Origin of the sequence: Romboutsia sp. 1001216sp1 (assembly GCF_039841805.1) — a bacterium.
Taxonomy (GTDB): domain Bacteria; phylum Bacillota; class Clostridia; order Peptostreptococcales; family Peptostreptococcaceae; genus Romboutsia_C; species Romboutsia_C hominis.
Window position 1 is genome coordinate 98,305 of the sequence record NZ_JBDPHA010000004.1, and the last position, 22,860, is coordinate 121,164.

A 22,860-nucleotide genomic window follows, 5' to 3' on the forward strand; every position below is an offset into this window, starting at 1 on the left:
TTAAAGGGGATTGAGAATGCATAAATATATTAATATACTTACAGTTTCAATACTTCTTGCAATGTTATATGTAGTATATTCTAAATATATTTTACATAAAAGCAAGAAAGATATTATTGTTTTAAGTATGATAGTTGTTATTATTATATCAAAAGCAAAAGATATATCACAGGGAAGCTTGAGCAACTTTTATATGATTGCTCAAGTACTAATCCTGATTAGCGTATGTGAAAATAATATCAACAAAAAAATAAATAATTTAATATTTATTAGTTTTATATTGTTACTTACAACACTGATAGACAATAAAATTGGTTTATATAATATTTTGGTAACTGGTTTTATAAGTACGATGATTTTTTATGAAATCATAAAATTAACAAGAAGAAAAAGTATTAGTAAGATAACTGTTATATTTATTACTTTTATATACTCAAGTATTTTGTTAAGCCTATTGGTTGAAAAAGAGAATGTATTACTATATAGGAGTATTATAGATATAATTGTATACTTGTACATGTTCAAAAATATAGTAAATTCATATATAATAATTGAACATAATAGAGTATGGAAAAAGAAAAAAATGTTTAAAAAAGGTAACAAAAATATTAGTTTATACAATAAAAAGTTAGAACAAAATAAATATATAACAGCTAAGTTAGAAAAGAATTTAGAGAATAAAAAAGAATTAATTAAAGAAATTGTAGGAGAAGAAGATAGGTGTATATTTATAATAGATTCTAATGGATGTATATTGAGTAAAGATGATAATTTCCTTAGAATTTGGAATAAATATAAAGTGCATAAAGAAAAATTAACGATAGATGAATTTTTAAGAGATAATATAAAAGATAAATTGAATTTTATAAATAGTATAGAAAAAACAAAAAAACATAGTACAGAAATTAAAAGTGATATAAAGAGCAAGGATGGAAGATTTTTTAAAGTTACATTTACACCAATTAAATTTAATAAAAATGAAAGTATCATATGTTCCTTTAAAGATATAACTTACAATAAGCAAAATGAGATAAAGACCGATGAAAACAATATAAAGTACGAAAAAATAATAGAAACTATACCATATAATATACTAATAACAGACAATAATAATATTTTATATAATAGTAAAGATAATGGTATAGATTTTAATGAAAAAGAAATAAAAAGGATAGTTCTAGAGGATTCTATAACAGGAGAAATATGTTATTCTTCTATGGGAAAAAATTCTTATATGAATATAGATAGAACAAGTTTTAAAGATGGAGATACACATAAAAATTTAGTTGTTATAAAAGATATAACAGAGTATAAGGAATCTATTGAAAAATTAAAATTGAGCAAAGAAAAGTATAAAACATTTGTTAATATAATACCAGAAGGTATATATTTAGCAGATTATAGACAGAAAAATATAATATATAAAAATGTAGCATTTACAGAAATATCCAGAAATCTAAATCTAGAAGAAGAAGATATACTACTAAATAATGATATATTAATATCTTCAAATAAAAACAACGAGGAGGTAGTTTTTAAAAGAAAAGATGTTTTAACTTGTAAGGGAGAAGAATTAAACTTAGAGGTTGGGAAAAAATTAATAGAAATTAATAATGAAATCAAAGAAATCGGAATAGTAAGAGATATAACAGAAAGTGTAAATATAGAAAATATTGAAAGAGAAATAGAAGCTAAAAAAATTGCTAATAAAATAAAAACTGAGTTTTTCGTTAATATGTCTCATGAGTTAAAGACACCTCTAAATGTAATATCATCATCGATTCAGCTAATAGAGTATATATATAAAGATAAAATAGAAAAAGAAATAAGTAAGGAGTTAAATAATTCTATAAGTATTATCAAAAAGAATTCTTATATGCTGATGAACTTAATTAACAATGTAATAGATTTAGCTAAGTTAGAATCTGAGTTTCATGAAACTAATGTGAATTGTTATAATATAGTTACGTTAATAGAAGAAACTTGTGAGGAGTTTAATAAATATTTATTAGAAAATGATATAAACATAGTATTTGATACTAGTGAGGAAGAGATTGTATCAAGAGTAGATGATGACGATATAGAGAGAGTTATATTAACTTTATTATCTATAGTTATAAGGTATTCTTGTTCAAATAGTACAATTTACGTTGATTTGGATAGGAAAGGTAATAAAACTAATATAAGTATTAGAAATAAAGATAAATATAATCATTATAAATATATAAATGATAAATATAAATCAGCTATAGATATAGGGTTTAAAGTTACAGAGAATATTTTAGAACTTTATAATGGTGACATAAGTGTAAATAGAAATAATCGAAATGGTATAGAAATCAATTTAAACATAGAAAGCGATTTAGATATATGTGAATATAAAGAAAGAGGAAGCAAAAAGTCAGAAAACTTTATATATACAGAGTACTTAAGAATGTGCAATTTTTAAATATAAATGTATAGTTTAATAGTTAAATGACAATAAAGTTAGATAGGAGATAATATTATGATAAATTCAACAACAAAATTAGTAGGTCTTTTAGGTCATCCAATTAAGCAAAGTTTTTCGCCTAGTATACACAATTATTTATTCAAAAAATATAATCAAAATAATATATATTGTTGTTTTGATGTAAAAGAAAGTGATTTAGAAGAAGCTGTAAGAAGTATTAAGACCTTAAATATGAGAGGTTGTAATGTAACTATTCCTCATAAGGTAAATGTAATGAAATTTTTAGAAAATATAGACAAAAATGCAAGACTTATAGGTGCTGTAAATACTATAAAAAATGATGAAGGTTTTTTAACAGGTTATAATACTGATGGGCTTGGATTTGTAAAGTCTATATTAGATAAAGGGTACGACCTTAATAATAAAAAGATAATGATCATAGGTGCTGGAGGGTCAAGTAGAAGCATAGCAGTTCAGCTAGCATCTAATAAAGTTAAATCTATAGAAATAAGAAATAGAAGTATTCAAAAAGCTATGGATATCAGTGAGATTATAAGAGATAATTTTAAAATTGCTTCTACATATTCAAACAAGACTATAGATAAAAATGATATAGAAGATATTGATATATTAATAAATACCACTCCAGTTGGTATGGAAAGCAATGAATGTCCTATTGATGAAAGTATTCGTGTAAAAGGAGATTTATTAGTATGTGATATCGTATATAAGCCACAAAATACTTCTTTTATAAAGTGGGCAAAGTCAAATAATTTAGATGTAGTATATGGAATTGATATGCTTATAAATCAAGGATTAGAGGCATTTTACATATGGACAGGCATAAAACCAAGTAAAGAGGATGAGTTATACCTAAAAGGACTTTACTATGATCAAGTAGATTAATGTAAAGGAGTAACTATTGATAAAAAAAAGAGAAGGATTTATTTTAGTTGAAAGTATAATTAGTATATCTATAATAGGTATAAGTATGTATATTATTGCTACAACCTTACAAAATAGTAATGGATTAGTTAGTTGTAGCAATAAAAAATTTGAAATGCTTGAGATAGCTAGAAAGAATATAGAATATACAAAACTTCATATAGAAAATGATGAAGAAATAGCATATGAAAATAATGAAAAAGGATATAAGATAAAAACAACAATAGAAGAAGAAAAAGATTATTATAATTGTTATAAAATAGAAGTAATAGTTCAAAGTGATTATGATAGTATAAACCTTATGTCTTATGTTACGAAAAAGTAAAGGATCTATACTAGTAACAACTGTAATAATCTTTTCTATTGTAATAATATTAGCCATGACTTCTATAGGAGTATCCTATAATAATTTAAGTATATTTAACTTAGATTATAAAGATGAAACATTAAAACAACATAGCTATGGTGCTATGGAAGTAGTACATAGTAATATACTAAGAGAAGTTAATTTAATAAAAGAATATGCTATAGATGAAGATGATTTTTACACTTCTTTTAGTGGATTAAGTTTTATAAATAATATAAAAGACATATCAAAATGTAAGATAAAAAATGTAATCGTATCTATTCCATCAAGGATATCGATAAATAGAGAGGAAAAATCTGTAGATTTTGAGATACTCATAACAATAAAGGATGGGAATTATATAAAAAAATTAAAATCAAAAGTTAAAATATTAAATCCATTTAATGAGGATTTATCTATAGATGATAAAACCGATATAGTAAAATTATATAATTACAAGGAGATTTAAAAATGAAAAGAGAAGGAATGTGACCTTGGTAGAACTTGTTGTATGCATAAGTATAATGATTTTAGTATCAACATTATATTTTTTTTATGATAATCTAGATAAATATTACATCAACTCATTTACGAAACAATTAGCAGTAGATATTAGATATGTAAGAAGAGTAAATATGCTCGGAGACCTAAGCACATACATATACTATGATCTAAATAACGAAAACAAATCTTATATATTAAAATCTAAAGGTGAAATAAAAAAAGAAGTGTCACTACCCAATGAAACGAAGATAGAATATGGGGAAAGTAAAATAATATTTAGAACCGATGGTTCTCCAGATCGTAGAGGTCAAACTATAAGAGTTTATAAAGGAAATATTAAAAAAGAGATAACAATAGTACCAATTAGCGGAAGAGTCTTATTGAAAGAAGGTAAGTATGAAACGTAAGAAAGGATATTTACTTTTAGAAAGCGTAATATCAATAACTTCTATAGTCATAATAATAAGTTTACTTTATTATATACTTATATTTTCAAATAATATAAAAATGAAAATAGAAGATAGTGTTGAATTACAACAACAAGGAAATGAAGTATCTAAATATATAAAAGAAGCAATACAAAACTCTAAATATATTATTAACTACGATAAAAACAATGAGCTGAAAAGTGTAACATCAATAAAATGTAAGTACAAAGAAAATGATAATAAATTAAAGGATAAAGAAATATTTCTAAATAAAAATTCAAATAAAATTTTTATAAGGACATTAGATGTATATGGAAACAGTGAAGGTGGAGGTTATGAAGTTGGAGATTATATAGATAATATGTATATATCAACAGACTATGATGGTAAAATAGCTAATATAAAACTAGAGTTGTCAAAAAATAATACTAACCTAGAAAAAGAATTTACTGTAAATATAATAAATTTTGAGGGAGATAATAAATGAGAGTTGTAATAATTGGTTTTATGGGTAGTGGGAAAAGCGTAGTAGGAAGAAAACTAGCTAAAGAGTTAAAAATGGAATATGTTGACATGGATACTAAAATAGAAGAAATAGAAAAAAGGTCTATAACTGACATATTTAAAGAAGATGGAGAAGTATATTTTAGAAATGTAGAAACGAAACTACTAAAAGATCTTACGACTGAGGATAACATAATAATTTCAACTGGTGGAGGTGTAGTAAGTAAGAATGAAAATATAGATATATTAAAAAATGAACAAAATGTAATTTTATTAGATGCAAGTGTAAGTACGATTAAAAAAAATGTATCAAATGAAATAAACAAAAGACCTTTATTAAAAGAAAGCAAAGATGTAGAAGAAACTATAAAAACATTACTTTCAGAAAGAATTGATAAGTATAATAAGGCATCTAATATAAAAATAAATGTAGATAGTAAAAATATAGATGAAGTGGTAAGCGAAATACTTGTTTATATTAGATAATATGTGATATTATTAATAGTAGAAAAGTTTGTAATCGTATAGTCGGGGGTATTTATGAAATTTTTAGTAATTAATGGTCCAAATTTGAATATGTTAGGTAAAAGAGAAAAAGGAATTTATGGTGAAAGAACAATAGATGACTTAAAAGATTATATAAAAAAGGAATGTAAGATTATAGATGAAAATATAGTTGTAGATTTCTTTCAGAGTAATCATGAGGGAGATATAATTGACAAAATACACGAAGCTAACACTTTGTATGATGGAATCGTTATAAATCCTGGCGCTTTTACTCATTATAGCTATGCTATTTATGATGCGATAATGTCTGTACAATTAGATGTAGTTGAAGTTCATATATCTAATGTTCATAAAAGAGAAGAGTTTAGACAAAAAAGTGTGACAGCAAAAGCATGTATAGGACAAATATCAGGTTTTGGATTTGATAGTTATATATTAGGCATAAATGCACTTATAAAAAACAAGGGCTAAAAGTAGTTATAAACTTAATTTTTTTAATATAACTTGACAAGATTGCAAGAGTATATATAATTGAAAAAGGTATGGTGATAATATATACATATATAGATAAATACAATAGAAGTATTTGCCTAAGATTAAAAATAAACTTTTGATTATAATATATAATAAAAAGTATCACCACAAAATAATAAATTTATTTTTATGGAGGGACCAAAATGGTATCAGCAAGTGATTTTAGAAAAGGTGTAACATTTGAAAAAGACGGACAACCATGTTTAATAGTTGACTTCCAACACGTTAAACCAGGTAAAGGTGCAGCTTTCGTAAGAACTAAATATAGAAACTTAAAAACAGGAGCTATAAGAGAAGAAGCTTTCAACCCAAGTGATAAATTCCCTAAAGCTCATATAGAAACAAGACCAATGCAATACTTATACAATGATGGAGAATTATACTACTTCATGGATCAAGAAACATTTGATCAAATACCTTTAGATTATGTACAAGTTGAAGAAGCTATAAAATTCTTAAAAGAAAATGAGGTTGCTACAATAAGATTCTACCAAGGACAAGCTTTCCAAGTTGAAGCTCCTAACTTTGCAGAATTAGAAGTAACTGAAACTGAACCAGGAATAAAAGGAGACACAGCTAGTAACGTAACTAAGTCAGCTACAGTTGAAACTGGAGCTGTTGTTCAAGTTCCATTATTTATAAATGAAGGTGACAAGATAAAGATAGATACTAGAACTGGTGAATATTTATCAAGAGTTTAATAATTTATGTATAAAAAGCTTGTATATCTTAATAATAAAGATATACGGGCTTTTAATTTTATACTTACAAAAGAAGGAGAGGGTTACATATGAAATACCTATTTGAAGAAGTTGCATACCTAAAAGGATTAGCTGAAGGGATGGACATAAGCTCTGAAAGTAAAGAAGGAAAAATAATACATAAGATAATAGACGTTTTAGATAGTTTTGCAGATGCAATAGTTGAATTAGATGAAGAGCAAGCAGATTTAACTGAGTATGTTGAATCTATAGATGAAGATTTATGTGATATAGAAGATGATATATATAGTGATTCAGAAATAGACGAAGATGAAGAAGGGGACCTTAGCTTTATAGAAATGGAATGTCCAAATTGTAAAGACTTAGTAGAAGTAGATGAAGAACTTCTATATGATGATGAGGTTGATATCGTTTGTCCAAACTGTCAAGGAATAATACTATCAGCAGATGATGAAGATTGTATGTGTATTGATTGTTACGATGATATAGATGAAAATTAGTTAAATTAATCATATTGCCTATGAGTTATTAGAATATCTCATAGGCTTTTATTTTTAAAATATATTATAAGGAAACTAAAAATTCAAAAATAAGTGTGAAGATTAAAGTAGATGAGTGAATTTTTTATTTTGCAATACTTGTTGAAAAATAGTACACTATAATCTAGAGATAATTAACTCGGAGGTAATAAAATGAAGTTAAAAAAAGATATATTAAAGAATATAGATGAATTTGAAAATGTAATAGGATATAAATTTAAAAATAAAGAGTATATATTAGAAGCTTTGACTCATAGTTCTTACTCAAATGAAAATAAGGAGTATGATTTTAATGAAAGACTTGAATTTTTAGGAGACTCTGTCCTAAGTATAGTAGTAAGTGAATATTTATTTAAAAAAGAAAGTAACCTTCCAGAAGGAGAATTGACAAAATTAAGAGCAAATATAGTTTGTGAAGAATCTTTAAGTGAAGCAGCAAATGAGATAAATTTAGGAATATATATGCTGCTAGGAAAGGGAGAAGAAGCTACTGGTGGTAGATATAGAATGTCTATATTGGCAGATGCTTTTGAGGCTGTAATAGCTGCAATATACTTAGATGGAGGATTAGAACCATCTAGAGTATTTATACTAAAATACATGGAAGGAATAATCTGTGATTCAAGAAAAGGTAAAATATTTAGAGATTATAAGACTCACCTTCAAGAAGTTTTACAAGGAAAAGGTGAAAGTAATATATGGTATAGATTAGTAGATGAAAAAGGACCAGATCATAATAAAAGATTTATAATGGAAGTTGGAATAAATGAAAGAGTCTTAGGTGTTGGAGAAGGGAAAAGTAAAAAAGAAGCAGAGCAAATAGCAGCTAAAAAAGCTCTACAAGTAACAATATAAAGGATGATGAAATATGAAAAGAAGAATAATACCTATATTTGTTCCTCACAGAGGATGTCCTCATGATTGTATATTTTGCAATCAAAAAAAGATAACAGGTGTTAGTACAGATATAACTAGCTCTGACGTAAGAAATATCGTAGAGGAATATCTAGAAACAATTGATAAAGATGCAATTGTGGAGATTGCTTTCTTTGGAGGAAGTTTTACTGCTATAGATGTTGATATACAAAGAAATTTATTATCTGTAGCTAAAGAGTATGTAGACAAAGGTTTAGTACAGGATATAAGAATGTCAACAAGACCAGATTGTATAAGTCAAGAAATATTAGATATGTTAAAAGAGTATAGTGTAAGTATAATAGAACTTGGAGTACAGTCTTTAGATGAAGATGTATTAAGAGATAGCATAAGGGGCCATAATGCAGAGCAGGTATTTAAAAGTTCTAAATTAATAAAAGAAAATGGTATAAACCTAGGACTTCAGATGATGGTAGGTCTACCTTCAGATACAGAGGAAAAATGTATAAATACAGCTAAAAAGTTTATAGAACTTGACCCATACTGCGTAAGAATTTACCCTACTCTAGTTGTTAAAGAGACAGGTTTAGAAGATTTATTAAATAGAAAGCAATATAATTCATTTTCTTTAGAAGAAAGTGTTGATATTGTTAAAAAGCTTTTAGCTTTATTTTATGTCAATAATATAAATGTAATAAGAGTTGGACTCCAAGCTACTGATGATATACAAATAGGAAAAGCTGTAGTTGATGGTCCATATCATCCAGCCTTTAGAGAATTAGTAGAAGGGGCTATGATAAAAGATTATTTAGAAAGTATTGTTATAGAAAATAAAGCTACAAGTAAAATAGTAGTAAATACTAATAAAAAGAACATATCAAAAATAATAGGTAACAAAAAGACAAATACTAATTATTTAAAAGACAAATTAAACATAATATTAAAAACAAAAGAAGCTAATATTGATTTAGATAGCTTAGAAATAGTAATAGATGATGAAAAAGTAATTAAAACTAGTTTTAAAGATATATATATAAAATTATGTAATATTTATAACCTTTAGTTTTATTATTGAAGGGAGAGACGAAGTTGTATTTAAAGAGGTTAGAATTGAAGGGATTTAAATCCTTTCCAACTAAAACAGATATATTATTTAATCAAGGGATAACTGCCATAGTAGGTCCAAATGGAAGTGGTAAAAGTAATATATCTGATGCTGTTAGATGGGTACTTGGAGAACATAGTATAAAAAGTCTAAGAGGAGACAAATTAGAAGATGTAATATTTGCAGGAACTGATACTAAAAAAGCAATGAACTACTGTGAAGTTTCGTTAACTATAGATAATTCTGAAAATAAATTAAATATAGATTTTAGTGAAATAACTATAAAAAGAAGAGCTTATAGAAGTGGAGAAAGTGAATTCTTTTTAAATAATAAACCTTGCAGACTTAAAGATATAAAAGAATTACTTTTAGACACGGGTATAGGAAAAGATGGATACTCAATAATAGAACAAGGTAAAGTAGATGAAATACTTAGCAATAATCCTGTAAATAGAAGAAAAGTATTTGATGAAGCCTGTGGAATATCAAAGTTTAGATATAAAAAACAAGAAGCTGAGAGAAATTTAAAAAATACTAAGGAAAATTTAGAGAGAATAGAAGATATCTATATAGAAATAGAAAATCAGCTAAAACCACTATTTTCTCAACAGGAAAAAGCTAAAAAGTATATAGAACTTAATGATAAATTAAAGACTATAGAAGTAAATAGCTATATAAAAGAAATAGATTTACTAGAAAAAGATTTAAATGAAGCGCTAAAACACAGTAAACTATTAGAAGAACAAGCTATAGAAACTAACAACCAAAAGGTAAAGTTAGAAAATAACTTAAATGAAACATCTAAAGAAGTTGAAGATATAAGTGAGAATATAAATAAATCGATAGATTATATAAATAGTATAAAAAGTGTTATATCTCAGAAAGATGCTCAATTAAATCTTATAAATGAAAAAATTAAAAATTTAAATGAAAGTATATTAAAAAGTGAAAATGAGTTAAGTGAAATAGGAAATAAAATATCTTCTAATGAAAATTTAATTAAGGATTTAGAGACAAATAAGATAGAAAAAGAGAATACAATAAAGTATCTAACTGAAGATATAGATTTATTGGATAAAAATAATTTAAGTAAAAAAGAAAGTATAGAAAAGGTAAATAGTGAAATAGAAGGTTTAAAAGATGGGATAATAAACCTTTTAAATAAAAAACAAGAATCTAGTAATAGATTGTCAACACTTAGTGCCAATATGGAGAATATAAATTCTCGTGATAAATCTATAGACTTAGAAATTAGTGAAGTAAAAAGTGATTTAAATGAAAAATTCACAGAACTAAATGATATTAAACTAAATGTTAGTCAAAAAAATGCTGAATTAGAAAAATTAAAGCTAAAGGAATTGGAAAATAAAAATACTTTAGAAGAGCTTATAAATCATAGCAAAAAATTAGAAAAGCAAATTCAAGATGGTAACTATAGTATAAACAATTATAATTCTAAGCTTAACATTTATATAGACATGGAAAATCATAATGAAGGATTTAATAAAGGTGTAAAAGAAGTACTAAAAAATAAATCTTTAAAAGGTATACATGGAGCTTTAGGACAAGTTATCACAACTAGTGAGAAATACGAAAAAGCAATAGAATCTGCACTTGGTGCATACTTACAAAATATAATCACTAGTGATGAAAATAGTGCCAAGATAGCTATAAACTATTTAAAGAAAAATAATCTAGGTAGAGTAACATTCTTACCTCTAAATATAATAAAAGCAAATAAGATAAACCCAAGTACTATAAAAAGTAATACTAAATTTATAGGCATAGCTAGTGATTTATTATCTTATGATGAAAAGTATAAAAATATAATAGAAAATATACTGGGAAGGACTATCATAATAGATAATATAGATGAAGGTATAAAGTTTGCAAGAGAAACAGGTCATAGATATAAAGTTGTTACTTTAGATGGAGAAATATTAAATCCAGGAGGGTCATTAACTGGAGGTAGTTTCAAAAATAATACAAGTATATTATCTAGAAAAAGACTTATAAATGAATATTCTCAGAAACTTGAAGATGCTAAAAAAGAAACAAAAGAATTTATTAAACAAAAACAAGAAAAAGATAATAATATATCAACAAAGAAAAATGATATTTTAAAAATAGAAGAAGAAGTAAAAGAGTTAGAAAAAAATATTATAATAGAAAGTTCTAAATTAAATAGAGTAGAAGAAGAAATAAAAAATATAAATATAAGTATTAATAAACTACAAAATGAAAAAGATGGACTTATTTCGAATTTAAAATATACTAAAGATAAATTAGATATAGTTAAAATTGAAATAGAAAAAATGGACAAAGAGCATGAAGAAAATAAAGAAACCATAGAAAAACTAAGCTTAGAATTAAAAAAATCAAATGACTACTATGAAAAAGATAGAGAAAAGCATGATAATCTAAATCTAAAATTAGTTAAGGATAAGCAAGTTTTAGAATCTATATATGCAGATATTAAAAGAATAAAGAATGAAAATGAAGAACTAAGACTTAAAAAAGGCAATATAGAAAAATCTATAGAAAATCAAAATATAGAAATATCTAAGCTTAGAGAAGAGACAGTAATAGAAGAAACAGAAAAAGTTAGCTTAAATAAACAATTAAGCGACAACAGTAGAAATCTAGAAAATAGAAAATTAGCAAAAGAAGATCTAAAGCAAAAACTAGAAGAACATAATAAAAATCTTAAAATCATAGATAGACAGTATATAGATTTAAAAGAAAGTTTATTTAAAGTAGAATCTAAAATAGATAGAATAAAAGTTTCTAAAGAAGATTATATAAATAACTTATTTGAAAAGTACGAGTTGACTGTAGCTGATGCTATGAATATAAAAGATACTAGCATTGAAATTGATAAAAAGAAATTAGAATCTTTAAAAAGAGAAATAAGGAATTTAGGTAATGTTAATATAGATGCCATAAAAGAATATGAAGAAGTTAAAGAAAGATATGACTTCTATAGTGAACAAAAACAAGACCTAGAGCAATCAATAGAAGCTATAGAAAATCTTATAGAAGAACTTGAGAGTAATATGAAAACTGAGTTTAAAGTCAAGTTTAATGAAATAAATGATAACTTTAAAATGGTTTACAAAAGACTATTTGGTGGAGGACGAGGAGAACTTATAATATTAGATGAAAAGGACATATTAGAAAGTGATATAGAAATAGTAGCACAACCACCAGGAAAGAAAATGAAAAACCTAAATTTATTATCAGGTGGAGAAAAGGCACTTACAGCTATAAGTATATTATTTTCTATATTACTTGCAAAACCTACGCCGTTTTGTATATTAGATGAGATAGAAGCCCCATTAGATGATGCTAATATATTTAGATTTGGTGAATTTTTAAAAGAACTATCTCAAGACACTCAATTTATATCAGTTACACATAGAAGAGGGACTATGGAGGCATCAGATTACATATATGGTGTTACTATGCAGGAAAAAGCAATATCTAAAGTTCTTAGCTTAAAGCTAAATGAAGCAGAAAAAATGACTGATATAATATAAAAGGATTAGTTAAAATAACATTTAGGAGGAAGATAAGTGTTTAAGAAGTTATTTAATTTTGGAAAGAAAAAAGAAGAAAATAAAGAAGTTGAAGAGTTAGTAAGTGAAGAAAACTTAATTGAAGAAGATATAAAAGAAGTAGATCTTATAGAAGAAGCTAGTAAAGTAAATGAAAAAGTAGATACAGAAGAAACTGAAGTTATAGAAGAAACTATAAAAGAAGATGAAGAAGATGAAGAAGACATAAAAGATTTAGAAGAAGAATTTATTGAAGAAAAAATAGAAATAGTAAATGAAAGTAAAGAAACTAAAGATGAAGTTAAAGATGAATCTATTGAAGAAATAGAGGTAGTAGAAGAAGTACAGGAACAACCAAAAGAAAAGAAAGTTAATCTATTTAATAGATTAAAAGAAGGTTTAACTAAGGCTAAAAAAGGTATAACTGATAGAATAGATGATGTATTAAAATCATATACAAAAGTAGATGAGGAGTTATTAGAAGAATTAGAAGAAATTTTAATAACTGCTGATGTTGGTGTTAATACTACAATGAATATAATAGATAGCCTTAGAGATAAGATAAAGTCTAAAGGTATAACTGATCCTATGGATGTAAGAAATGAACTAAAGATAGTAGTGGAAGAATTATTAGGAGAAGAAAATCAAAAATTAGATGTTACTCATTCACCTACTATAATACTGATGGTTGGAGTAAATGGTGTTGGTAAAACAACTACTATAGGTAAATTAGCTAATAGATATAAATCAGAAGGTAAAAAAGTTTTACTTGCAGCTGGTGATACATTTAGAGCCGCAGCTATAGAACAATTAGAAGTATGGGCAAACAGAAGCAATGTAGATATAATAAAGCATCAAGAAGGAGCAGATCCAGGTGCAGTAATATTTGATGCAGTTAAAGCTGCAAAGGCTAGAAAAGTAGATTTATTAATATGTGATACAGCAGGAAGACTTCACAACAAAGCTAACCTTATGAATGAGTTAGGAAAAGTATTTAAAATAGTTGATAGAGAATTCCCGGAAGCTAAAAAAGAAGTATTATTAGTAGTAGATGCAACGACAGGTCAAAATGCAGTAGCACAAGCTAAGACATTTAAAGAAGTTGCTGATATAACAGGAATAGTATTAACTAAACTAGATGGTACTGCTAAGGGTGGTGTTGTCCTTGCAGTTAAGAGTGAGGTAGATGTACCTGTAAAACTTATAGGTGTAGGAGAAAAGGTAGAAGACTTACAAGATTTCGATGCAAAAGCATTTTCAGATGCATTATTTGGGAACTAAATTAGCAAAAATAAAATGTCAATAATAAAGCAAAAAATAAGCTAATTCTATATTGACAATACTTTATATATGATATAAAATACAATGTGTAAAGTAATTAACCTTTACAGTAATTTACTGGGAAGTGTAAAGAGATGAATATAGAAAAAATGGTTGAGATTGGATTGTTGTTTGAACAATACAAAGAACTACTTACTGATAAGCAGCGAGAAATAGTTTCACTTTACTACGAAGAAGACTATTCTCTAGGTGAAATTAGTGAAAATCTGAATGTATCAAGACAAGGAGTATATGATACTCTTAAGCGTTCAGAAAAAATACTAAAAGACTACGAGAGTAAATTAAATTTAGTTCATAAACATAAAGAACAAGAAAATTTTATAAAAAATATACAAGATAAAATTGTTGACATTAAACAAAATTTATTGCAAAATAGAGATTGTGCTAATTTAATCCCTAAGCTAGAAAATATAGAAGATGTATGTAGGGAGATGTTAAAATGATATTTGAAGGATTATCAGATAAATTGCAAGGTGCACTTGATAAATTAAAATCTAAAGGTAAATTAACCGAAAAAGACGTAAAAGATGCTATGAGAGAAGTTAAACTTGCTCTTTTAGAGGCGGACGTTAACTTTAAGGTTGTAAAAGATTTTATAAAGAAGGTGCAAGAAAGATGTGTTGGGCAAGAAGTTATGCAGAGTTTAACTCCGGCACAACATGTAATAAAAATAGTAAATGAAGAGCTTACAAGCCTAATGGGTGATGTAGCTAGTAAAATAGTAATATCTCCAAAACCACCAACTATAATAATGATGGTAGGTCTTCAAGGTGCAGGTAAAACAACTACATCTGGAAAACTTGGAGGATATTTCAAAAAACAAGGTAAGAAACCTTTACTTGTTGCCTGTGACGTTTATAGACCAGCGGCTATAAAGCAGTTACAAGTTGTTGGAGAAAAGTTAGAAATACCAGTATTCAACATGGGTGATAAGGAAAGTCCAGTAAACATAGCAAAAGCAGGATTAAGTCATGCAATAAAAAATAATAATGACTTAGTTATAATAGATACAGCAGGTAGACTTCATATAGATGAAGCTTTAATGGATGAATTAAAATCTATAAAATCTGAAGTTAAACCTCATGAAATACTGTTAGTAGTAGACTCAATGACAGGACAAGATGCAGTCAATGTCGCAGAAAGCTTCAATGAAACTCTTGGTGTAGATGGAGTAATACTAACAAAACTAGATGGAGACACTAGAGGTGGTGCTGCACTTTCAATAAGAGCTGTAACACAAAAACCTATAAAATTCATAGGTATGGGTGAAAAATTAGATGATTTAGAACCTTTCCATCCAGATAGAATGGCCTCAAGAATATTAGGTATGGGTGATATACTTAGCTTAATAGAAAAGGCACAAGAAAATATTGATTTAGATAAAGCTAAGGAATTAGAAGAAAAGATTAAAAAACAAGAACTTGATTTTGAAGATTTCTTAGAACAAATGGAGCAAATCCAAAATATGGGTCCTCTTGATAAAATATTAGGTATGATTCCAGGTATAGGGAATATAAAAGACCAACTTGGAGATGTAGATTTAAATGGTAAAGAAATGAAAAGAACTAAAGCCATTGTTCAATCTATGACAAAAGAAGAAAGAAAAGACCCAAGTTTACTAAATGCTTCTAGAAAAAGAAGAATAGCTAAAGGTAGTGGAACTACTGTTCAAGATGTAAACAGACTTTTAAAACAATTCAATGAGATGAAGAAGATGATGAAGATGTTTACAGGCTCTCAAAAAAGTATGAAGAAAAGGGGCGGTTTTGCCGGACTTCCTTTCTTTAAATAAATAAGCAAAATAAAAATTTTCGGAGGTGACTGTAATGGCAGTTAAAATAAGATTAAAAAGAATGGGATCAAACAAAAAACCTTTCTACAGAATAGTAGTAGCAGATTCTAGATCTCCAAGAGATGGAAAATTCATAGAGGAAATAGGATACTACAACCCAGTTTCTCAACCAAAGCAAGTTAAAATAAACGATGAGAAAGCTGTTAAGTGGTTATCAAATGGTGCTCAACCAACTGACACTGTAAAAACTTTATTAGTTAACAACGGTGTTATGGAAAAGTTCGAAGCTTCTAAAAAATAATAAGCTTTATTAGGAGATGAGTATATGAAAGAGCTAGTGTTAGAGATAGCTAAAGCTCTAGTTGACAATCCTGAAGCTGTAATAGTTGAAGAAGTCAGACACAATGAGGAAATAACATTAAAACTAAAAGTTTCTCAGGATGACATGGGAAAAGTTATCGGAAAGCAAGGTAGAATAGCTAAGTCTATAAGGACTGTTGTAAAAGCCGTTGCTAACAAAGAGAATGTTAAAGTTTCTCTTGATATAGTTTAAAAGGATTAGGTATATACCTAATCCTTTTAATGTATTAAGAACTTATAGACTATAGTTTTATAGTGCATAATAATAATAAAATTATAGAAAGAACATATAAAATATTATCTTTAAGGAGAATGATAATGACACAAGTAACACATTTTAAAATAGGAAAAATAGTCAATACACAAGGGTTAAAAGGTGAAGTTAGAGTTTATAGTTATACTGATGATATAAATAGATTTGATGATTTAGAAGAATTTTACATAGGAAAAGACAGAGAAAACCCTTTAGAAGTTGAAAGAGTAAGATATAAAGGAAATATGGTAATAATGAAAATAAAAGGTATCGATAGAATAGAAGATGCAGAAAAATTAAGAGATAAATTTATATATGTATCTAGAGAAAATTCTAGAGAACTTGATGAAGATGAATTCTTTGTAGCTGATATGATAGGAATGGATGTAGAAACTATTGATGGGCAATATGTAGGAAAATTAGCAGAAGTTTTACAATATGCTGCTAATGATGTATATGTTGTAAAAGATGAAAATAACAAAGAATACTTAATACCAGCTGTTATGCAGTTTGTACCTACTATAGATATTAATGAGAAGAAAATGATAATAAATCCTATAAAAGGTATGTTAGACTAGGTGATAAAATGAGATTTCATATAATGACATTATTTCCTGATATATTTAACTCTTATATGAGTGAAAGTATAATGAAAAGGGCTATTGAAAAAGGAAAAATAGAAGTATTTATATATAACATTAGAGATTTTTCAAATAGTAAGCACAAAAAAGTAGATGATTACCCATTTGGAGGGGGAGCAGGTATGGTTATGACTCCTCAACCTATATATGATACATATAAGCATATTATTGATACTCATGGTATAGATAACCCTAGAGTAATATATTTAACACCTAAAGGTAAAGTGCATAGCCAGTCTATAGCACAAGAATTTTCTACAGAAGAAGATATAATATTACTTTGTGGACATTATGAAGGCATAGATCAAAGAATTATAGATTTAATAGTAACAGATGAAATATCTATTGGAGATTATGTATTAACAGGAGGAGAGTTACCAGCTCTTATATTGATCGATTCTATATCAAGGCTAATACCAGGAGTATTAAGCCAAAATGAATCTTTTGAAGAAGAATCTTTCAAAGATAACTTATTAGAGTACCCTCACTACACTAGACCTAGAGAATTTATGGGGTTAGAAGTACCGTATGTTTTATTATCTGGAAACCACAAAAATGTTGATAATTGGAGACATGAACAGTCTATAAAAATAACTAAAGAAAGAAGGCCAGACTTGTACAAAAAAGCTTGTAAATAAGTTTAAAGTATAGTATAATTTAAAATGTTGAAAAAACGGGCATTCCTCTGTTACGTTGGTCAGTAATTAAGAATGTCTATGATATCAGGAGGAAAAAAATGAACGAAATATTAAGATCATTAGAGCAAGAGCAATTAAAGAAAGAAGTTCCTAACTTTGGACCTGGGGACACAGTAAGAGTACACGTTAGAATAGTTGAAGGTAAAAGAGAAAGAATACAAGTATTCGAAGGTGTAGTATTAAAGAGACAAGGTGGAGGAATAAAAGAAACTTTCACTGTTAGAAAAATATCTTTCAACGTTGGTGTAGAAAGAACTTTCCCAGTTCACACTCCAAGAATAGAAAAGATAGAAGTAACTAGAAAAGGTAAAGTAAGAAGAGCTAAGTTAAACTACTTAAGAGGTAGAGTAGGTAAAGCTGCTAAGATAAAAGAAGCTAGATAATTAAACTTTACTATAGATAAAAAGGACTGATTTACAGTCCTTTTTTTATATATATAAAGAGGTTTAAAAAATATATGTTATAGTTATAATAGAAGTAATGTAGCATCAAATATTAAACAAGCAAATAAAAAAATATTATGGTATAATAGATAAGTTGAAATAAAATGAGCGAATTAATATAAAAAGGAGTGATAATCATGGCAAGAGGAGATAAAATGAGAACCGATTATGATGAATATCTAAGAGACGATAATTTACATATAAACTGGTATCCAGGACACATGAAAAAGACTAAGGACTTAGTTAGAGATAATTTAAAATTAGTAGATGTTGTAGTAGAACTTTTAGATGCTAGAATACCATTTAGTAGTAAAAATCCAGATATAGACAAACTTGCAGGAAATAAACCAAGAGTTGTTATATTAAATAAAAGTGACTTAGCAGATAGAGCAAAGCTTGATAGATGGATAAAATACTATAAAGAAAAAGGTATAAAAGCTATACCAATAGATACTATTAAAGGTATGGGTCTTAATAAATTAATAGATGAGTGTAAAAATGTAACTAAAGGTAAGATGGATGCATTAAAAGAAAAAGGTAGAAAAGAAAGACCTATAAGAATAATGATAGTTGGAGTACCAAACGTAGGTAAATCGTCTATAATAAATAAATTAACAGGTAGAAAAAGTACAGTAACAGGAGATAAGCCAGGTGTTACTAAAGGTAAACAGTGGGTAAGATTAAAAGGAAACCTAGAATTATTAGATACACCAGGTATACTTTGGCCTAAATTTGAAGATCAAGATGTAGCCCTTAATTTAGCGTTTTGTAGAGCGATAAAAGATGAAATACTAGATATTGATACACTTGCTTTAAGACTTATAGGAAAGCTTATGGAGATAGAGCCAGAAAAATTAAAAGCTAGATATAAGTTAGAGGAATTAGGTAATAGTGATATAGAAACTATGGACATGATAGGACGTAAAAGAGGATTTGTAACAGGAAGAAAAGAGTTAGATTATACTCGTATAGCAACTACTGTATTAAATGAGTTTAGAGATGGAAAAATAGGAAAAATAACTTTAGAGGTTCCAGAAGATATAAAAAATTAAGGTTCTGTTAGAAAGTTTTGTAATTAGTATACTTAACTAAAACAAGGTAGAGCAAAAGCTCTACCTTTATTTTATGTCTAATATATTTTTAGAAACTATTATAGACATGACTGTTTCTATTTCTTTTTTTGTTAAATTTACTTTAAGATTATATATTGATTCCTTTTACCTGATGTAGTTTTTAAAACTCATTAATAATTTCTTTTTAATTTCTATAAAATTATTCTCTATAAATTTTAATATACAAAAAGAATGAGGTAAATTTTTATTCAGACAATGTTGAATTATCTATTTTTGCCACTTCTAATAATGTAAAGTTTTTAAGTGATAATATAACTCCTACTGTATGTACATCATCATTGAGTGAACCTGGGTTTATATTTGAATAAGTCTTATTTTTATTATTGTCTTATCTGTTTCTTAATTTTTATACAATCAAATCTTAGTTTTAATCTTAATGAATTTTTAGTTACTGTTACTGTAATATTTGTTTCTCACTTTAAGTTTTACTTACAGCTGTTGCTTTGACTTATATAGTACTAGGGACGCTGTACATGTAATTATAAGGTATGTTTTAAACTTTTGTAGTAGAAATAGTTATTAATAAGTCTAAAAAAATTATAGAAACGTCCGTATTATTAACCATAATATGGAAATTATATTATGATATTTAGCACAAAACAAATCAACAAATCTTAAATGATTTAATGAGAGCAAATTTTAATATGGAAGGTTTGAGGTGAATAAATTATTTGGAATGAGTATATTTAAAATCTAATGATTTATAATGCAGGGTTATTTAATGAAAAGAATGTATGAAAATAAGTGTGATAAGAGGAGGAAGGCAATTAATGGAAACTAAATTATGGCATAGGATAAAAGGTAAAAGTAAAAGCAAAAGTATAAAAACTCAACTAACTTTGATAATAGTAAGTTTTTCAGTTATAAGTTGTTTACTTTTAGGTACTGTTACAAGTTACTTAAATTATAAGAGTGCTAACAGTGTATTATCAAAAACCATAGTAGAAACTACTAAGCAAGCAGCACAAACTGCAACTCAAAAAATTACAAATATAAAAAATGCAACAATTCAAACAGGTATCATTAAGGAAATTTCAGACCCAAAAGTAAGTAAGGAAGAAAAAGAAAGTATTATAGATAGACAAGAAAAATTATATGGAATGAAAGTGGGTCAAATAATAGATACAAATGGAAAAGATATTTTTAGTGGAAACGATTACTCTGACAGAGATTACTTTAAAGCTTCTATAAATGGTAAGGCATATTTAGGTAGTCCAGTTCTTAGTAAGGTAACAGGAGAGAATATACTAGTAGTTTCAGCACCTATTTGGGAAAATGGAGTAGAAAATAGTAAAGTTGTGGGAGTTGTAACTTTTGATTTAGATAAAGATTATTTAAATGATATAGTTAGAGGCATAGATATAAGTGAAAATAGTTATGCTTATCTTGTAGACAATCAAGGAACTACAATTGCTCATAGAGATGCAAGTTTAGTTAATGCAAAAAATACTATAAAAGAAGCAGAAAGTAATGAAAGTCTAAAACCTTTTGCACAAGCAGATGAAAAACTTATCTCAGGAGAAACAGGATTTTCTGATGCAAATTTAAATGGTGAAGATTGGATTTTAGGATATGCCCCAGTAAAAAATAGTAATGGATGGGGTATGGGTATAATGGTAAACAAAAGTGATTTCCTTGGTGAGATGTATAAATCAATCATATATACAGGAATATTGACTGTAGTAGTTACAGTTTTAGCTATATTTGTGGCTATAAGATTCTCTAAAAAAATAGGAAATCCATTAAAAGAATGTAGTGAAAGATTAAATAAGTTAGCTCAAGGGGATCTAAACTCAGAAGTCCCAGTTATAGATGAAGACAATGAGATAGGTCTAGTAGCAGATGCTACATATAAAATAGTTAATGATTTTAGAAGTATGATAAATGCTTTAACATATATATTAACAGAAGTTAGTGATGGTAATTTAGACATTCATGCAGATAGCGAAGAATACAAAAATCTATTTGTAAAAGACTTTGAGCCTATATTGATAGCTTTAAATAAAATAGTATATGATTTAAATAACACTTTAATACAAATAAATGAAGCTGGTGAGCAAGTAGCAGTTAGTTCTTATCAATTATCAGAAGGAGCACAAGTACTTTCTCAAGGTACTACAGAACAAGCAAGTTCAATCGAAGAACTTTCAGCAACTATAAATGAAGTTTCATCACAAATAAAAGAAACAGCAGAACAGGCATTAAGAGCAAAAGATATATCTATAGAAGCAAGTAAGGCGACAGATAAAAGTAAAGAACAAATGAAAGAAATGATTACTGCAATGGATGATATAAATACTACATCAAATGAAATAGGAAATATAATTAAAAATATTGATGATATAGCATTCCAAACAAATATATTAGCACTTAATGCAGCTGTAGAAGCAGCACGTGCTGGAGAAGCTGGTAAAGGATTTGCTGTAGTTGCAGATGAAGTTAGAAATCTTGCTGCTAAATCTGCACAAAGTGCAAAAGATACAGCAGAATTAATTGAAAAATCACTTAAAGCTATAGAAAAGGGGACTATAATAGTTTCAGATACTGCTAAATCTCTTGAAGCAGTAGTTGAAGGCGCTAAAAATTCAGCAAATGTTATACAGTATATAGCAGATGTAAGTAATGAACAAGCTAATCATATAAGTCAAGTAAATGTCGGTGTTGAACAAATATCTGTAGTTGTACAAACTAACTCAGCAACTGCTGAAGAAAGTGCTGCTGCAAGTGAAGAATTATCTGCACAAGCTCAAATGTTAAAGGAACTTATAGGTAAGTTTAATTTAAAAGATGAAGAAAATAAGTACTTTGACGGAAAAATATCATTTAACGATGAACAATTTTAATCAATAAATCATAGGATATTAATATTCTATATAATAAAAAATATAAGCTTAAAATATTTATGTATATAAAAAGTTGCTTCCTTAAATTTAAAGGAGCAACTTTTTATTTTAATTAGGATATATTAAAGAATTATGTGATAATTTAGCATAAAAATAACTATAAATAGCAGCATTTCTATTAATAGTTTATCTTAGTAATATATTTAAAATTCTTAATGCATTAACTAAGATATTTAATGAAGAACCTAATTGCTTTTAGACTAATCCTATTATTTATTTTTTGCGTTTTATTGATAGTATCTATTTCCTTTATGAAAAATTCCATTAAGGTTATATA

23 protein-coding genes are annotated in these 22,860 nt (G+C 26.8%); all 23 read left to right on the top strand.

Annotated elements, in window-relative coordinates; genetic code table 11:
* The first annotated feature begins 16 nt into the window (after positions 1 to 16).
* The gene (locus ABHC41_RS05960; RefSeq protein WP_166505835.1) at positions 17 to 2,449 is read left to right on the top strand and encodes a PAS domain-containing sensor histidine kinase; all 2,433 of its coding nucleotides are present in this window, start codon (positions 17 to 19) and stop codon (positions 2,447 to 2,449) included.
* 57 nt (positions 2,450 to 2,506) lie between these two features.
* A complete protein-coding gene (aroE, locus tag ABHC41_RS05965; protein ID WP_207733531.1) occupies positions 2,507 to 3,358 on the top strand; it encodes a shikimate dehydrogenase in 852 nt (283 codons plus the stop codon).
* A 16-nt stretch (positions 3,359 to 3,374) separates the two neighbouring features.
* Positions 3,375 to 3,722, top strand: coding sequence for a hypothetical protein (locus ABHC41_RS05970; protein ID WP_166505834.1), 348 nt, complete (start codon positions 3,375 to 3,377; stop codon positions 3,720 to 3,722).
* A complete protein-coding gene (locus ABHC41_RS05975; RefSeq protein ID WP_166505833.1) occupies positions 3,706 to 4,212 on the top strand; it encodes a hypothetical protein in 507 nt (168 codons plus the stop codon). Before ABHC41_RS05970 ends, ABHC41_RS05975 begins: the two co-directional genes overlap by 17 nt.
* Positions 4,213 to 4,231: 19 nt before the next feature.
* Complete coding sequence (locus ABHC41_RS05980) at positions 4,232 to 4,654, top strand: hypothetical protein (RefSeq protein WP_166505832.1); 423 nt, start codon at positions 4,232 to 4,234, stop codon at positions 4,652 to 4,654.
* A complete protein-coding gene (locus tag ABHC41_RS05985) occupies positions 4,644 to 5,162 on the top strand; it encodes a hypothetical protein (RefSeq protein WP_166505831.1) in 519 nt (172 codons plus the stop codon). The genes ABHC41_RS05980 and ABHC41_RS05985 overlap by 11 nt, the downstream gene beginning before the upstream one ends.
* Positions 5,159 to 5,665, top strand: coding sequence for a shikimate kinase (locus ABHC41_RS05990; protein ID WP_195237280.1), 507 nt, complete (start codon positions 5,159 to 5,161; stop codon positions 5,663 to 5,665). The genes ABHC41_RS05985 and ABHC41_RS05990 overlap by 4 nt, the downstream gene beginning before the upstream one ends.
* Positions 5,666 to 5,719: 54 nt before the next feature.
* On the top strand, positions 5,720 to 6,157 hold the full coding sequence (gene aroQ / locus ABHC41_RS05995; RefSeq protein WP_092924512.1) for a type II 3-dehydroquinate dehydratase: 438 nt from the start codon (positions 5,720 to 5,722) through the stop codon (positions 6,155 to 6,157).
* A gap of 206 nt (positions 6,158 to 6,363) precedes the next feature.
* A complete protein-coding gene (gene efp / locus ABHC41_RS06000; protein WP_092924514.1) occupies positions 6,364 to 6,921 on the top strand; it encodes an elongation factor P in 558 nt (185 codons plus the stop codon).
* An 89-nt stretch (positions 6,922 to 7,010) separates the two neighbouring features.
* Positions 7,011 to 7,442, top strand: coding sequence for a CD1247 N-terminal domain-containing protein (locus ABHC41_RS06005; protein WP_271892351.1), 432 nt, complete (start codon positions 7,011 to 7,013; stop codon positions 7,440 to 7,442).
* Between the two features lie 192 nt (positions 7,443 to 7,634).
* Entirely contained in the window at positions 7,635 to 8,336 is a 702-nt protein-coding gene (gene rnc, locus ABHC41_RS06010; RefSeq protein ID WP_271892349.1) for a ribonuclease III, read from the top strand.
* Positions 8,337 to 8,349: 13 nt separating this feature from the next.
* On the top strand, positions 8,350 to 9,420 hold the full coding sequence (locus ABHC41_RS06015; RefSeq protein WP_195928519.1) for a radical SAM protein: 1,071 nt from the start codon (positions 8,350 to 8,352) through the stop codon (positions 9,418 to 9,420).
* 26 nt (positions 9,421 to 9,446) lie between these two features.
* A complete protein-coding gene (smc, locus tag ABHC41_RS06020) occupies positions 9,447 to 13,001 on the top strand; it encodes a chromosome segregation protein SMC (protein ID WP_272013373.1) in 3,555 nt (1,184 codons plus the stop codon).
* Between the two features lie 36 nt (positions 13,002 to 13,037).
* Complete coding sequence (gene ftsY / locus ABHC41_RS06025; protein WP_271892344.1) at positions 13,038 to 14,300, top strand: signal recognition particle-docking protein FtsY; 1,263 nt, start codon at positions 13,038 to 13,040, stop codon at positions 14,298 to 14,300.
* A gap of 134 nt (positions 14,301 to 14,434) precedes the next feature.
* A complete protein-coding gene (ylxM, locus tag ABHC41_RS06030; protein WP_166505828.1) occupies positions 14,435 to 14,803 on the top strand; it encodes a YlxM family DNA-binding protein in 369 nt (122 codons plus the stop codon).
* Positions 14,800 to 16,152, top strand: a complete 1,353-nt coding sequence (ffh, locus tag ABHC41_RS06035) for a signal recognition particle protein (RefSeq protein WP_271892343.1) — start codon at positions 14,800 to 14,802, stop codon at positions 16,150 to 16,152. The genes ylxM and ffh overlap by 4 nt, the downstream gene beginning before the upstream one ends.
* Before the next feature lie 34 nt (positions 16,153 to 16,186).
* Positions 16,187 to 16,453, top strand: coding sequence for a 30S ribosomal protein S16 (gene rpsP / locus ABHC41_RS06040; protein ID WP_071119726.1), 267 nt, complete (start codon positions 16,187 to 16,189; stop codon positions 16,451 to 16,453).
* Between the two features lie 24 nt (positions 16,454 to 16,477).
* The gene (locus ABHC41_RS06045) at positions 16,478 to 16,705 is read left to right on the top strand and encodes a KH domain-containing protein (RefSeq protein WP_092924529.1); all 228 of its coding nucleotides are present in this window, start codon (positions 16,478 to 16,480) and stop codon (positions 16,703 to 16,705) included.
* Positions 16,706 to 16,827: 122 nt separating this feature from the next.
* Positions 16,828 to 17,343, top strand: coding sequence for a ribosome maturation factor RimM (rimM, locus tag ABHC41_RS06050; RefSeq protein ID WP_271892702.1), 516 nt, complete (start codon positions 16,828 to 16,830; stop codon positions 17,341 to 17,343).
* Positions 17,344 to 17,351: 8 nt separating this feature from the next.
* Complete coding sequence (gene trmD / locus ABHC41_RS06055) at positions 17,352 to 18,044, top strand: tRNA (guanosine(37)-N1)-methyltransferase TrmD (RefSeq protein ID WP_271892339.1); 693 nt, start codon at positions 17,352 to 17,354, stop codon at positions 18,042 to 18,044.
* 98 nt (positions 18,045 to 18,142) lie between these two features.
* The gene (gene rplS / locus ABHC41_RS06060) at positions 18,143 to 18,487 is read left to right on the top strand and encodes a 50S ribosomal protein L19 (RefSeq protein ID WP_092924533.1); all 345 of its coding nucleotides are present in this window, start codon (positions 18,143 to 18,145) and stop codon (positions 18,485 to 18,487) included.
* Positions 18,488 to 18,702: 215 nt separating this feature from the next.
* A complete protein-coding gene (gene ylqF / locus ABHC41_RS06065) occupies positions 18,703 to 19,599 on the top strand; it encodes a ribosome biogenesis GTPase YlqF (protein ID WP_271892699.1) in 897 nt (298 codons plus the stop codon).
* Between the two features lie 851 nt (positions 19,600 to 20,450).
* Complete coding sequence (locus ABHC41_RS06070) at positions 20,451 to 22,523, top strand: methyl-accepting chemotaxis protein (RefSeq protein WP_271892337.1); 2,073 nt, start codon at positions 20,451 to 20,453, stop codon at positions 22,521 to 22,523.
* Positions 22,524 to 22,860: the final 337 nt, after the last annotated feature.

Bases quoted from the DNA above. Each gene is read 5' to 3' on its own strand.
- ABHC41_RS06070 (WP_271892337.1), top strand. From the start codon at position 20,451: ATGGAAACTAAATTATGGCATAGGATAAAAGGTAAAAGTAAAAGCAAA.
- aroE (WP_207733531.1), top strand. From the start codon at position 2,507: ATGATAAATTCAACAACAAAATTAGTAGGTCTTTTAGGTCATCCAATT.
- aroQ (WP_092924512.1), top strand. From the start codon at position 5,720: ATGAAATTTTTAGTAATTAATGGTCCAAATTTGAATATGTTAGGTAAA.
- efp (WP_092924514.1), top strand. From the start codon at position 6,364: ATGGTATCAGCAAGTGATTTTAGAAAAGGTGTAACATTTGAAAAAGAC.
- ABHC41_RS05990 (WP_195237280.1), top strand. From the start codon at position 5,159: ATGAGAGTTGTAATAATTGGTTTTATGGGTAGTGGGAAAAGCGTAGTA.
- ABHC41_RS05985 (WP_166505831.1), top strand. From the start codon at position 4,644: ATGAAACGTAAGAAAGGATATTTACTTTTAGAAAGCGTAATATCAATA.
- ffh (WP_271892343.1), top strand. From the start codon at position 14,800: ATGATATTTGAAGGATTATCAGATAAATTGCAAGGTGCACTTGATAAA.
- ABHC41_RS06005 (WP_271892351.1), top strand. From the start codon at position 7,011: ATGAAATACCTATTTGAAGAAGTTGCATACCTAAAAGGATTAGCTGAA.
- ABHC41_RS05960 (WP_166505835.1), top strand. From the start codon at position 17: ATGCATAAATATATTAATATACTTACAGTTTCAATACTTCTTGCAATG.
- ABHC41_RS05975 (WP_166505833.1), top strand. From the start codon at position 3,706: ATGTTACGAAAAAGTAAAGGATCTATACTAGTAACAACTGTAATAATC.
- rpsP (WP_071119726.1), top strand. From the start codon at position 16,187: ATGGCAGTTAAAATAAGATTAAAAAGAATGGGATCAAACAAAAAACCT.
- ABHC41_RS06015 (WP_195928519.1), top strand. From the start codon at position 8,350: ATGAAAAGAAGAATAATACCTATATTTGTTCCTCACAGAGGATGTCCT.
- ABHC41_RS06045 (WP_092924529.1), top strand. From the start codon at position 16,478: ATGAAAGAGCTAGTGTTAGAGATAGCTAAAGCTCTAGTTGACAATCCT.
- rnc (WP_271892349.1), top strand. From the start codon at position 7,635: ATGAAGTTAAAAAAAGATATATTAAAGAATATAGATGAATTTGAAAAT.
- ylqF (WP_271892699.1), top strand. From the start codon at position 18,703: ATGAGAACCGATTATGATGAATATCTAAGAGACGATAATTTACATATA.
- rplS (WP_092924533.1), top strand. From the start codon at position 18,143: ATGAACGAAATATTAAGATCATTAGAGCAAGAGCAATTAAAGAAAGAA.
- trmD (WP_271892339.1), top strand. From the start codon at position 17,352: ATGAGATTTCATATAATGACATTATTTCCTGATATATTTAACTCTTAT.
- ylxM (WP_166505828.1), top strand. From the start codon at position 14,435: ATGAATATAGAAAAAATGGTTGAGATTGGATTGTTGTTTGAACAATAC.